This is a genomic window from Streptomyces sp. NBC_00203, from assembly GCF_045206325.1.
In the GTDB taxonomy this organism is placed as follows: domain Bacteria; phylum Actinomycetota; class Actinomycetes; order Streptomycetales; family Streptomycetaceae; genus Streptomyces; species Streptomyces lutosisoli.
In genome coordinates, this window is record NZ_CP108126.1 from 5325056 (window position 1) to 5338574 (window position 13519).

At 68.4% G+C, this 13519-nt stretch carries 7 protein-coding genes and 1 tRNA gene; 7 read left to right on the plus strand and 1 reads right to left on the minus strand.

Annotated features, from left to right (window positions below; genetic code table 11):
- The first annotated feature begins 50 nt into the window (after nucleotides 1–50).
- The 7 genes from gnd (at nucleotide 51) to OG975_RS23935 (ending at nucleotide 8805) form a co-directional block, all read left to right on the plus strand.
- Entirely contained in the window at nucleotides 51–926 is an 876-nt protein-coding gene (gnd, locus tag OG975_RS23905; RefSeq protein WP_406331379.1) for a phosphogluconate dehydrogenase (NAD(+)-dependent, decarboxylating), read from the plus strand.
- Nucleotides 927–1093: 167 nt separating this feature from the next.
- On the plus strand, nucleotides 1094–2215 hold the full coding sequence (recF, locus tag OG975_RS23910; protein WP_406331380.1) for a DNA replication/repair protein RecF: 1122 nt from the start codon (nucleotides 1094–1096) through the stop codon (nucleotides 2213–2215).
- A complete protein-coding gene (locus OG975_RS23915) occupies nucleotides 2212–2811 on the plus strand; it encodes a DUF721 domain-containing protein (RefSeq protein ID WP_406331381.1) in 600 nt (199 codons plus the stop codon). The genes recF and OG975_RS23915 overlap by 4 nt, the downstream gene beginning before the upstream one ends.
- Before the next feature lie 352 nt (nucleotides 2812–3163).
- A complete protein-coding gene (gene gyrB, locus OG975_RS23920) occupies nucleotides 3164–5203 on the plus strand; it encodes a DNA topoisomerase (ATP-hydrolyzing) subunit B (protein WP_406331382.1) in 2040 nt (679 codons plus the stop codon).
- A 42-nt stretch (nucleotides 5204–5245) separates the two neighbouring features.
- The gene (gene gyrA / locus OG975_RS23925; RefSeq protein WP_406331384.1) at nucleotides 5246–7840 is read left to right on the plus strand and encodes a DNA gyrase subunit A; all 2595 of its coding nucleotides are present in this window, start codon (nucleotides 5246–5248) and stop codon (nucleotides 7838–7840) included.
- Between the two features lie 18 nt (nucleotides 7841–7858).
- Nucleotides 7859–8608 carry a DUF3566 domain-containing protein gene (locus tag OG975_RS23930; RefSeq protein WP_406331385.1) on the plus strand — a complete coding sequence of 250 codons (750 nt, stop codon included), beginning with the start codon at nucleotides 7859–7861 and terminating at the stop codon, nucleotides 8606–8608.
- Between the two features lie 123 nt (nucleotides 8609–8731).
- Nucleotides 8732–8805, plus strand: a tRNA-Ile gene (locus OG975_RS23935).
- Nucleotides 8806–9091: 286 nt separating this feature from the next.
- Here the strand turns inward: OG975_RS23935 and OG975_RS23940 are convergent.
- A complete protein-coding gene (locus OG975_RS23940; protein ID WP_406331386.1) occupies nucleotides 9092–13105 on the minus strand; it encodes an AAA family ATPase in 4014 nt (1337 codons plus the stop codon).
- Between the last annotated feature and the right edge of the window lie 414 nt (nucleotides 13106–13519).

The window sequence follows — 13519 nt, forward strand, 5'->3', positions numbered from 1 at the left end:
CAGGTACGAGAGTGCCCTCACGCCACGTCGCAACCCCTAAGGAACAACTGATGGAGCTCGGTCTCGTCGGCCTCGGCAAGATGGGCGGCAACATGCGCGAGCGGATCCGCCGCGCAGGTCACACCGTCATCGGATACGACCGCAACCCGGACGTCGCCGATGTCCACAGCCTGGAAGAGCTTGTGGGCAAGCTCAAGGGCCCGCGCGTGGTGTGGGTCATGGTCCCGGCCGGTGCCGCGACCCAGTCCACCGTCGACGAGCTGGCCGCCCTGCTGGAGCCGGGCGACGTCGTCGTGGACGGCGGCAATTCGCGCTGGACGGACGACCAGAAGCACGCCGTCGAGCTGGGCATCAAGGGGATCGGGTTCGTCGACTGCGGCGTGTCCGGCGGCGTCTGGGGCCTGGAGAACGGCTATGCGCTGATGTACGGCGGCCACGCGGAGAACATCGCGAAGGTCCAGCCGGTCTTCGACGCGCTCAAGCCCGAGGGCGACTTCGGCTCGGTGCACGCCGGCAAGGTCGGTGCGGGCCACTTCTCGAAGATGGTCCACAACGGCATCGAGTACGCGATGATGCAGGCCTACGCCGAGGGCTGGGAGCTGCTGGAGAAGGTCGACTCCGTCACGGACGTGCGCGAGGTCTTCCGGTCCTGGCAGGAGGGCACGGTCATCCGCTCCTGGCTGCTCGACCTCGCCGTCAACGCGCTGGACGAGGACGAGCACCTGGAGAAGCTCAAGGGTTTCGCACAGGACTCCGGCGAGGGCCGCTGGACTGTGGAAGCCGCCATCGACCACTCGGTGCCGCTGCCCGCGATCACCGCGTCGCTCTTCGCTCGCTTCGCCTCGCGGCAGGACGACTCGCCGCAGATGAAGATGATCGCGGCGCTGCGCAACCAGTTCGGCGGCCACGCGGTCGAGAAGGCCTGATCCGCGCCCCGGGTTCTCCACACCCGGGGTGACCCGGTTGTCCACAGCCGGGGAAAACCTGACGGCCGGGCCAGCCCCGGTCATCGGGGAAAGAACCGCCGCCCGGGGCCGACCCGGACGGCGGGGAGAACCCGAAACACCACGCTGGGGGAGGTCGGCGAACGACCATGCACGTCACGCATCTGTCGCTGGCCGACTTCCGCTCGTACGCCCGGGTCGAGGTTCCGCTCGACCCGGGCGTCACCGCGTTCGTGGGCCCCAACGGACAGGGCAAGACGAACCTGGTCGAGGCGGTCGGCTATCTCGCCACCCTCGGCAGCCACCGCGTCTCCTCCGACGCGCCCCTTGTACGGATGGGCGCCGACCGCGCGATCATCCGGGCCAATGTCCGCCAGGGCGAGCGTCAGCAGCTCATCGAGCTGGAGCTGAACCCGGGCAAGGCCAACCGCGCCCGCATCAACAGGTCCTCGCAGGTCAGACCCCGTGACGTACTCGGCATCGTACGAACGGTGCTGTTCGCGCCCGAGGACCTCGCCCTGGTCAAGGGCGACCCCGGTGAGCGGCGCCGCTTCCTCGACGAGCTGATCACCGCCCGCTCTCCGCGGATGGCGGGCGTCCGCTCCGACTACGACCGGGTCCTCAAGCAGCGCAACACCTTGCTGAAGTCGGCCGCGCTGGCCCGGCGCCATGGCGGCCGCACGATGGACCTGTCCACGCTCGACGTGTGGGACCAGCACCTCGCGCGCGTGGGCGCCGAGCTGCTCGCCCAGCGGCTCGACCTGGTCTCCGCGATCCAGCCGCTGGCGGACAAGGCGTACGAGCAGCTGGCGCCCGGCGGCGGGCCCCTCGCCCTGGAGTACAAGCCGTCCGCGCCCGGCGAGGCACACACCCGCGAGGACCTGTACGGGCAGCTGATGGCGGCGCTCGCCGAGGTCCGCAAGCAGGAGATCGAGCGGGGCGTGACTCTAGTAGGACCCCATCGAGACGATTTGCTTCTCAAACTCGGTCAGCTGCCCGCCAAGGGATACGCCTCCCACGGCGAGTCCTGGTCCTACGCACTGGCGCTGCGCCTGGCCTCGTACGACCTGCTGAGGGCCGAGGGCAATGAGCCGGTGCTGGTCCTGGACGACGTGTTCGCGGAGCTGGACACACGCAGGAGGGAACGCCTCGCGGAACTCGTCGCCTCGGGCGAGCAGGTGCTGGTGACCGCCGCGGTCGACGACGACGTGCCGGGCGTACTGGCGGGGACGCGGTACGTGGTGTCCGAGGGGACGGTGGAGCGCGTATGACGGAGAACACACCGGAAAAGAACGCTCCCGGAGGCGCACCCGGCGAAGCGCCCGGGAAGTCGGGCGAAGCGGCCAAGAAGAAGACTCCCGAGCCCTCCGGCGTCGACCTCGCGCGCGTGGCCCTGCGCGCCGCGAAGGAGCAGGCACGCGCGCGTGGGGACGCGGCGCAGCAGAAGAAGCAGGCGCGGCGCGGCGGGGGCCTGCGCTCCGGCGCGCGCGCCGACGGGCGCGACCCCATGGCGCTCGGCGCCGCCATCAACCGGCTGCTGACCGAGCGCGGCTGGGAGACCCCGGCCGCTGTGGGCGGTGTGATGGGCCGTTGGCCGCAGATCGTCGGCGACGACCTGGCCAAGCACTGTGTTCCGCTGCGGTATGACGACGATCCGGCCGAGCGGGTGTTGACGGTGCAGTGCGACTCGACCGCCTGGGCGACCCAGTTGCGGCTGCTCGCCCCGCAGTTGGTCGCGCGGCTGAACCAGGATCTCGGGCACGGCACGGTGCGGCTGATCAAGGTGCAGGGCCCTGGGGGTCCCCCGCGCCGCTTCGGGCCCCTGCGTGCCCCTGGGAGCACGGGTCCCGGCGACACCTATGGGTGAGCCGGGTCACATCGAGGGCCGCTGTGCGGGAGTGCACGCGGTTGCGAACACCGACCTGACTCCGCAGTAGCCAAGGGTTGACACCCGGAAGCGCTGAGTGCCGCTGTAAGCCTCTTTGAGCCCGGGTCCGCATATGGGGAGTCGGGTGAGACCGGTTCAGGGCGGCACATGCGGACTCAGGTACCGGCAAACCCCCATCACTGTCGGCGCTACCGGTAGACTGGAAGCTAATCCCGCCCCACTTGTGGGACGCACCGAGCAACGCTGACAAAGGCTTACCAACGCAACACGCCGCAGCCGCTCCGGCCACCCGCCGGGAGCTTGGCTTGTGCTGTGCCAGAAAGGGCGCTTCGTGGCCGATTCCGGCAACCCCAACGAGAACATCCCGTCCACCGACGCAGGCGCCAACGGCGAGGTCACGGCCTCGTACGACGCCAGCGCCATCACCGTCCTCGAGGGTCTGGACGCGGTCCGCAAGCGACCCGGCATGTACATCGGCTCGACCGGTGAGCGCGGACTTCACCACCTCGTGTACGAGGTCGTGGACAACTCCGTCGACGAGGCGCTGGCCGGTCACGCGGACACGATCGACGTCACGATCCTTCCCGACGGTGGCGTGCGCGTCATCGACAACGGCCGTGGCATCCCGGTGGGCATCGTCCCCTCCGAGAACAAGCCGGCCGTCGAGGTCGTGCTGACGGTCCTGCACGCGGGCGGCAAGTTCGGCGGCGGCGGCTACGCGGTCTCCGGCGGTCTGCACGGCGTCGGCGTCTCCGTCGTGAACGCCCTGTCGAGCAAGCTCTCCATCGAGGTCAGGACCGACGGCCATCGCTGGACGCAGGACTACAAGCTGGGCGCCCCGACGGCCCCGCTGGCCAAGCAGGAGGCCACGGGCGAGACCGGTACTTCGGTCACCTTCTGGGCCGACGCGGACATCTTCGAGACCACCGACTACTCCTTCGAGACGCTCTCGCGGCGCTTCCAGGAGATGGCGTTCCTCAACAAGGGTTTGACGATCAAACTCACTGATGAGCGCGAGTCGGCGAAGGCCACCGCCGGGGCGGACGAGGCGGGTGCGGACGAGAAGGACGAGGTCAAGACCGTCACGTACCACTACGAGGGCGGCATCGTCGACTTCGTGAAGTACCTCAACTCCCGCAAGGGAGACGTGGTGCACCCCACCGTCATCGACCTCGAGGCCGAGGACAAGGACAAGAGCCTGTCCCTCGAAGTCGCGATGCAGTGGAACGGCGGCTACAGCGAGGGTGTGTACTCCTTCGCCAACATCATCCACACCCACGAGGGCGGCACGCACGAGGAGGGCTTCCGTGCGGCGCTGACCTCGTTGATCAACAAGTACGCGCGCGACAAGAAGCTGCTGCGCGAGAAGGACGACAACCTCACGGGTGACGACATCCGCGAGGGTCTGACGGCGATCATCTCGGTCAAGCTGGCCGAGCCCCAGTTCGAGGGCCAGACGAAGACCAAGCTGGGCAACACCGAGGCGAAGACCTTCGTCCAGAAGGCGGTCTACGAGCACCTCAACGACTGGCTGGACCGCAATCCGAACGAGGCCGCGGACATCATCCGCAAGTCCATCCAGGCGGCCACCGCGCGCGTGGCGGCCCGCAAGGCCCGCGACCTCACCCGTCGCAAGGGTCTGCTGGAGACGGCGTCGCTGCCGGGCAAGCTCTCCGACTGCCAGTCGAACGACCCCATCAAGTGCGAGATCTTCATCGTCGAGGGTGACTCCGCCGGCGGCTCGGCCAAGTCCGGCCGCAACCCCCAGTACCAGGCGATCCTCCCGATCCGAGGAAAGATCCTCAACGTCGAGAAGGCGCGGATCGACAAGATCCTGCAGAACCAGGAGATCCAGGCGCTGATCTCGGCCTTCGGCACCGGGGTCCACGAGGACTTCGACATCCAGAAGCTCCGCTATCACAAGATCATCCTGATGGCGGACGCCGACGTCGACGGCCAGCACATCAACACCCTGCTGCTGACCTTCCTGTTCCGCTTCATGCGGCCGCTGGTCGAGGCCGGACACGTGTTCCTGTCGCGTCCCCCGCTGTACAAGATCAAGTGGGGCCGGGACGACTTCGAGTACGCGTACTCGGACCGCGAGCGCGACGCGCTGATCGAGCTGGGCAAGCAGGCCGGCAAGCGCATCCGCGACGACTCGGTCCAGCGCTTCAAGGGCCTCGGTGAGATGAACGCCGAGGAGCTCCGCATCACGACGATGGACCAGGAGCACCGCGTCCTCGGCCAGGTCACGCTCGACGACGCCGCCCAGGCCGACGACCTGTTCTCGGTCCTCATGGGTGAGGACGTCGAGGCCCGCCGCGCGTTCATCCAGCGCAACGCCAAGGACGTCCGCTTCCTCGACATCTGAGTCGGTCTCAGCTGACCGCAGCAGAAAGGATCTTCACCAGCAATGGCCGACGAGAACACTCCCAGCACGCCTGAAGAAGGCGGCGAGATCACCCTGCGCGTCGAGCCCGTCGGGCTCGAGACGGAGATGCAGCGCTCGTACCTCGACTACGCGATGTCCGTCATCGTGTCGCGCGCGCTGCCCGATGTACGGGACGGTCTCAAGCCCGTCCACCGCCGCGTCCTGTACGCCATGTACGACGGCGGCTACCGGCCAGAGAAGGGCTTCTACAAGTGTGCCCGTGTCGTCGGCGACGTCATGGGCACCTACCACCCGCACGGCGACTCCTCGATCTACGACGCGCTGGTCCGCCTCGCGCAGCCGTGGTCGATGCGTATGCCGCTGGTGGACTCCAACGGCAACTTCGGCTCTCCGGGCAACGACCCCGCCGCCGCCATGCGCTACACCGAGTGCAAGATGGCGCCGCTGTCCATGGAGATGGTCCGTGACATCGACGAGGAGACCGTCGACTTCACGGACAACTACGACGGCCGCAACCAGGAGCCGACGGTTCTGCCGGCCCGGTTCCCGAACCTGCTGATCAACGGCTCGGCGGGCATCGCGGTCGGCATGGCCACCAACATCCCGCCGCACAACCTCCGCGAGGTCGCGGCCGGCGCCCAGTGGTACCTCGAGAACCCCGAGGCGAGCCACGAGGAGCTGCTCGACGCACTGATCGAGCGCATCAAGGGCCCCGACTTCCCGACCGGCGCCCTTGTAGTGGGCCGAAAGGGCATCGAGGAGGCGTACCGCACGGGTCGTGGCTCCATCACGATGCGCGCGGTCGTCGAGGTCGAGGAGATCCAGAACCGCCAGTGCCTGGTGGTCACCGAGCTCCCGTACCAGACCAACCCCGACAACCTCGCGCAGAAGATCGCCGACCTGGTGAAGGACGGCAAGGTCGGCGGCATCGCGGACGTCCGCGACGAGACGAGCTCGCGCACGGGCCAGCGGCTCGTGATCGTGCTCAAGAGGGACGCGGTCGCCAAGGTCGTCCTGAACAACCTCTACAAGCACACCGATCTGCAGTCGAACTTCGGCGCCAACATGCTGGCGCTGGTGGACGGGGTACCGCGCACGCTGTCCCTCGACGCGTTCATCCGCCACTGGGTGACGCACCAGATCGAGGTCATCGTCCGCCGTACGCGCTTCAGGCTGCGCAAGGCCGAGGAGCGAGCGCACATCCTGCGCGGCCTCCTGAAGGCCCTGGATGCCATCGACGAGGTCATCGCGCTGATCCGGCGCAGTGACACCGTCGAGATCGCGCGCGAGGGCCTCATGGGCCTCCTGGAGATCGACGAGATCCAGGCCAACGCCATCCTCGAGATGCAGCTGCGCCGACTCGCCGCCCTGGAGCGCCAGAAGATCATCCAGGAGCACGACGAGCTCCAGGCGAAGATCACCGAGTACAACGCGATCCTCGCCTCGCCGGAGCGCCAGCGCGCCATCATCAGCGAGGAACTCGCGGCGATCGTCGACAAGTTCGGCGAGGACCGCCGCTCCAAGCTGGTGCCCTTCGACGGCGACATGTCCATGGAGGACCTGATCGCCGAAGAGGACATCGTCGTCACCATCACGCGCGGCGGCTACATCAAGCGCACCAAGACGGAGGACTACCGCTCCCAGAAGCGGGGCGGCAAGGGCGTACGCGGCACGAAGCTGAAGCAGGACGACATCGTCGACCACTTCTTCGTGTCGACGACGCACCACTGGCTGCTGTTCTTCACCAACAAGGGCCGCGTCTACCGTGCGAAGGCGTACGAACTCCCGGACGCCGGCCGTGACGCGCGCGGTCAGCACGTCGCCAACCTGCTGGCTTTCCAGCCGGACGAGGCGATCGCCGAGATCCTCGCGATCCGCGACTACGAAGCGGCGCCCTACCTGATCCTGGCCACAAAGGGCGGCCTCGTAAAGAAGACGCCTCTCAAGGATTACGATTCGCCCCGCTCGGGCGGCGTCATCGCGATCAACCTTCGCGAGACGGAGGACGGTTCGGATGACGAACTGATCGGAGCCGAACTCGTCTCGGCCGAAGACGATCTGCTTCTGATCAGCAAGAAGGCGCAGTCGATCAGGTTCACGGCGACGGATGACGCGTTGCGTCCCATGGGCCGTGCGACCTCGGGCGTCAAGGGCATGAGCTTCCGTGAGGGAGACCAGCTGCTCTCGATGAATGTTGTTCGACCCGGTACGTTCGTGTTCACTGCTACGGACGGTGGGTACGCGAAGCGGACCAACGTCGACGAATACCGCGTCCAGGGTCGCGGCGGCCTCGGAATCAAGGCCGCCAAGATCGTCGAGGACCGTGGGTCCCTCGTCGGCGCGCTGGTGGTCGAGGAGACCGACGAAATCCTCGCCATCACACTGTCCGGCGGTGTGATTCGTACGCGAGTCAACGAGGTCAGGGAGACAGGCCGTGACACCATGGGCGTCCAACTGATCAACCTGGGCAAGCGCGATGCCGTGGTCGGTATCGCACGTAACGCCGAGGCCGGTCGCGAGGCGGAGGAAGTCGACGGCGACGACGCCGTGGACGAGACCGCCGAAGGCGTTGAGGTCGTCGGTACGGACGAGGGCGAGCCGTCCTCGGCCGAGTAGCGCGAGGAGTGAGTCATCGTGAGCGGAGCCACGGGCGCCGGGTCGACCGGTACGGAAACGGACGGCGGCCGTGGCCCCGCCACTGATGCGACTGACTCCCATGACTCTCATGGATCCCAGGGGGGAACTGTGACGGACACCCGAGGCCCGCAGGCCCAGCAGTACGCGGGCGGGCAGGTGGCCCCGGCGGGGGCTCACCCGGCGCCCGGCGCGCCGCCGAAGGGTTCACCGCTGCCCGGCGCTCCGGCGCCCGGCAGCCCGCCGCCCGGTTCGCCGCTGCCGGGGGAGCGGCAGCCGCAGCCCGCGCAGCCGTACCACCCGCCGCAGGCGTACCCGGCCCAGCAGCCGCCGTCGGGCGCGGTCCGCCGTCCGCGCACCGGCGCGCGTACGACGCCGCGCACGCGCAAGGCGCGACTGCGCGTGGCCAAGGCCGACCCGTGGTCGGTCATGAAGGTCAGCTTCCTGCTCTCCATCGCGCTCGGCATCTGCACGATCGTGGCGGCCGCAGTGCTGTGGATGGTCATGGACGCGATGGGTGTCTTCTCGACGGTCGGCGGCACGATCTCGGAGGCGACGGGCTCGAACGAATCCAACGGATTCGACCTCCAGTCCTTCCTCTCCCTCCCGCACGTCCTCATGTTCACGTCGGTCATCGCGGTCATCGATGTCGTCCTCGCGACGGCCCTGGCGACCCTCGGCGCGTTCATCTACAACCTCTCCGCCGGCTTCGTCGGCGGCGTCGAGCTGACGCTGGCCGAGGACGAGTAGCAGCGGAGCAGCCGCCTCTCAAACGCCCTGGCAGTCGGTCGGCGACTATCGATTTTGGGACTGGCCGCGTCGTGCGCTAATCTTCAGAGGTCAGCGCGCGGGACACACACCGCAGAGCGCGGCGGGGCTATAGCTCAGTTGGTTAGAGCGCATCCCTGATAAGGATGAGGCCACAGGTTCAAATCCTGTTAGCCCCACATTAGAAGATCAAGAAGAGCGGGCGCTTCCCCTAGTGGGAAGCGCCCGCTCTTTGTTTTGCCTCCGATGAGGGCGTTGCTCTGGCCCATGACGGACTCGTGAGGTGGCGCAAGACATGAAAACGCCCGACCGCTGGAGACGGGGGATGCACCAGCGATCGGGCTATGGCCAAGGGTAACAAGGCTGCTTGTGCGGGGGGAGGCAACTGTTCAGCCGCGATGGGGAGTTGTGATCCGGATCACGTGACGGCGCACGGGGCGTGCCGCTGGTCGGGGCTCGGCTCCGTTACCCACCGCACGGAGGCTCGTACGAGAGCCGGGGCAGGTACTCCTGCCATTTCTCCGGCGTCAGAACGCCCCGAGTGGTCGAGCAGATGTGACGAATGGCCTCGTCGACGTCCAGGTTCCACAGCCGGACGGTGTCGGTGCCGCTCGATACTCCGAGCATGTGGCTCGTGGGGCTGAAGGACAGGAAATTGCCTGTTTTGGCGTTGGGGCTCATCGACTGGCCGATGGGGGCGGCCTCGGACGGGTGGGTGATGTTCCAGAGGCGGACGGTGTTGTCGTTGCCGCCACTGGCCAGGGTGTGGCCGTCCTGGCTGAACGTCAGCGACACGACCGCTTCGGTGTGGCCTGTGAGGGGGGAGCCCAGCGGGGCCGCCTTGAGGGGGTCGGTGATGTTCCAGAGGCGGACCGTGTTGTCGTCGCTGCCGCTGGCCAACGTATGGCCGTCCGGACTGTAGGCGAGCGCGTTGATGGGGCCGAGGTGCCCCTTGAGAGGCGCGCCGAGCCGGGCGGCATGACGGGGGTCCGTCACGTTCCAGAGCCGGATGGTGTCGTCCGCGCTGCCGCTGGCGAGCGTACGGCCGTCCGGGCTGAAGACGAGGGAGTTGACGTAGCCCTTGTGGCCGGTGAGCGGCGTGCCCAGCGGACGCGGACGGGAGGGGTCGCTGATGTTCCACAACTGGATGGTGCGGTCGTCATAGGCGGTCGCCAGCGTGCGCCCGTCCGGGCTGAAGGCCAGCGCAGCCGCGAACCGTGTCCGCAGCGCGATGGGCTGCCCGTAGGAGACAGGCCGGGCCGGGTCGGTGACGTTCCACAGTTGCACCGCGCGATTTCCGGTCAGCACCGCGAGGGTGTGGCCGTCGGGGGAGAAAGTCGGCTCACGCACCTCACCCTCCCCGGGCGTGAACGGTTTGCCCAGCGATACGGGCCGGCTGGGAGTCTCCACGTTCCACAGACGAATTCTTCCGTCGCTCGCGGCCGTGGCGAGCACCCGCCCGTCCTGGCGGAACGCTCCGATGCGGCCGATCATGTCCGACGTCGGTATCGACCACAGGCGGACCGTGTTGTCGCCGCTCCCGGTGGCGAGGGTCCGGCCGTCGGGGCTGAAGCCCAGGGCGTACATCTCGCCGCTGCTTCCCGCGAGCGGCTCGCCGACCTGCGACGGGTATGCAGGATCACTGACGTTCCACAGGCTCGCCGTACTGTCCTGGCTGGCGGCGGCGAGCATGGTTCCGTCGGGGCTGAAGGCCACGGACCAGATGGGACCGGTGTGGCCGGTGAGCGGCGCGCCGAGCGGCGCCGCGTGGCGCGGGTCGGCGACGTTCCACAGCCGGACGGTGTCGTCCGCGCTGCCGCTGGCGAGGGTGCGGCCGTCGGGGCTGAAGGCCACGGAGTGCACGAGGTCCGTGTGGCCGGTCAGCACCGCGGCGAACGGCTTGGGGTGACCCGGATCGGCCACGTTCCACAGCCTGATCGTCATGTCGTCGCCGCCGGCTGCCAGCGTCCGCCCGTCGGGGCTGAAGGCCACGGAGCGTACGGCGGCGGTTTGCCCGGTCAGAGCACCGAGCGGGCTCGGCTTGCGCGGGTCGCCCACGTTCCACAGGCGCACGACGTGATCTTCGGTGGCGGCGGCCAGAGTGTGTCCGTCCGGGCTGAAGGCGAGCAGGTAGATCGTGCCGTCATGGCCAGCCAAGGGCGCGCCGAGCGGACGCGGGTGGCTGGGATCCCGTACGTCCCACAGCCGGATCGTGCCGTCGTCGGAAGCGCTGGCGAGGGTCCGGCCGTCCGGGCTGAACACCGCGGTGCTCACCCAACTCGTGTGGCCGGTGAGGGGCTTGCCCAGGGGTTTGGGGTGAGTCCGGTCCGACACGTCCCACAGCCGAACGGTTCGGTCGTAGCTGGCGGTGGCCAGGATCTTCCCGTTGGGGCTGAAGGAGGTGAGGTAGACGGCGCCGGTGTGGCCGAGGAGCGGGGTGGCCAGCGGTGCGTTCACGATCGAGATCAACCGGTTGTTCGCGCCCTCGTCGTCCGACCGCAGGCGATGTGCCACCAGGTCGAGTTGAGCGGACAGCGACGGATCCGTGTACTGGACGCGATCGGCTTCGGCGATCACCTGCGCGAACACCGCGTCGTCCCGCTGCTGCCACGCCACCACCGCCGAGCCGGCGGCGAGTATCGCCAGGACGACCAGAGCCGACACGGCACTACGGCTGATCCAGACCGTGCGCCTGCGCAGCCTGACCGAAGCGGCCAGGAACTCCACCGCGCTCCGGGTCAGGAAGGTGTGCCCGGCAGATTTCGCCCAGCCGTGGGCCTGCTCCAGACGGGAACCCCGGTAGAGCAGCGAGGAGTCACGCTCCGAGCCCTCCCAGGCCCTGCCGTCCTCCTCCAGCTGCTGGCGCACCAGGTGGTCGTTCCGGTCCTCGTCGATCCAGTCGCGCAGGCGCGGCCAGGCGTGGAGCAGCGCTTCATGGGTGATCTCCACGGTCTCCGCGTCGAGGGTCACCAAGCGGGCGCGAACGAGTGCTTCGAGCGACTCCTCCGTCTTGTTGGGATCAGTCGACTCCTCCGCCAGCTGGCGCCGCGTCCCCCGTCTGCGGGTGGCCTGTGTGTCCTCGCCCAGCCGGACCAGCCTGAGAAGGAGCAGCCTCGCGGCCGTACGCGCCGCCGGGTCGAGGCCGGACCAGGCCCGCTCGGCGGTCGCCGCCACCGCGCCTTGGATCCCGCCCGCCGCCCGGTAGCCGGCCAGCGTCAGCCTGCCCGCCTTCCGCCGCTGCCAGGTGGCGAGCAGGGCGTGGGAGAGGAGGGGCAGTGCCCCCGCGTCGTGCGCCCCACGGGGGCCGTCGGCGCTCACTTCCCGGACGATCAGCTCCGCCAGCCCCGGTTCGAGCTCCAGGCCCACGGCCTTGGCCGGTCCGGTGACCGCTTCGCGCAGTTCCGCGTTGGTCAGCGGTCCGAGCACCATGTGCCGGTGTTGCAGCGCGTCGGCCAGCTCGGGATATCCGAGGCATTGCTCGTAGAAGTCGGCGCGTATGCCGAGGACTACGAGTACGGGGGCCGGGTCACCGGTGTCGGCGGGCGAGCACGCGGCGTGGAGGAGCTGGATGAAGGTGCGCTTGTCCGCCTCGTCGGGGCAGAGGGTGAACGCCTCCTCGAACTGGTCCACCAGGACGACCGGACGAGCGGCGGAGGATGTCTCGCGTTGCGCCCATGCCGTGACGGCTTCCCTGACCGCGTCCGCGAATTGCGGAGTGCCGGGCTCCGGCGCTGTCGGTTCCTCCGCGGAGACGAGGTGTGCGAGCTCGGGGATCCGACGGGTCAGCTCCGAGAGGGGATCGCCTCCCGGCACGAGCTGCAGAACTTCCCTCGCCCGGCTGCTGTCGTCCCCCAGTGCGCCGTTCTGCAAGGCGGTCACTAAGCCGGCGTTCAGCAGGGAGGACTTTCCCGCCCCTGAGGCGCCCACGAGCATGACCAGGCCACCCGTCTTCTCCACCGCGCGGAGCTGAGCGATGAGGGCATCCGTGCTCCGCTCTCGGCCGAAGAACCAGCGGGCGTCCTGCTGACGGTATGAAGCGAGCCCCAGGTACGGGCACACACCACCGGGGAGGGCGGGGGCTTCGACCGCGGATCGTTCCTTCTCTTCCTCACCCGCGGATGTCGCAGGGGAGTCGCCGACCGGGTCGGCGACCGCGCGCTCCCACAGCCGCTGCCACTGGGCGAGGTCGTACAGGCCCGTGGACACCGGAGCCGGGCGCAAGCGACGTGCTTCGGGGATCAGGACGTGTAGCACCGCTGCGAGTGCGGCGAACTGGGCAGGCACGTTCTTGGCCCGTCGCCAGTCGCTGATCCGCTGAACGGACACCCGTACGGGCCGCCCTCGCTCGTCGACCCGATGAAGCCGGACGATCGCCTCGGCCACGCTCTTGAGGGGAGGGTTGCCGGCCTCCTTGTACAGCAGCGCGAGACGTTCCGCGAAGGCTGTGCGTGCCCCTGAGTCGGAACTCAAGGCCTCCACCCCTTAACTTCCCCCACACCTGGATCCGGACCGGAAAACTCACCTTATATGGCTGACCTGCGGTGAAGTCGCCGGTCCGGTGCCGGAATCTTCTCGGCTTGAGTCACAGCTGGCAGGATCACGACTCAGTAGCGGATCAACCACGCTACGTCCGGACGGGCCACCAGCTCAGCGCTCGGAGAGACAACTTATGACGCCGCATGTTTTCGGTCAGCTTCCGCTGGAGTACGAGACGGTGGCGAGGGTCTCGGCGTGTGAGCCTGAGCAATCCGTGGAGCCGGTGCCATCAGGACCGTAATCGCGTCGATCACGAGTCCGACCTCTACTCGATCCGTGCCGGCACGCCGATACGGCGCGGATCGACTCCGCCCGCACCGTTCGGTACCGGTCCCCACGAGGGGAGGGACCGGTACC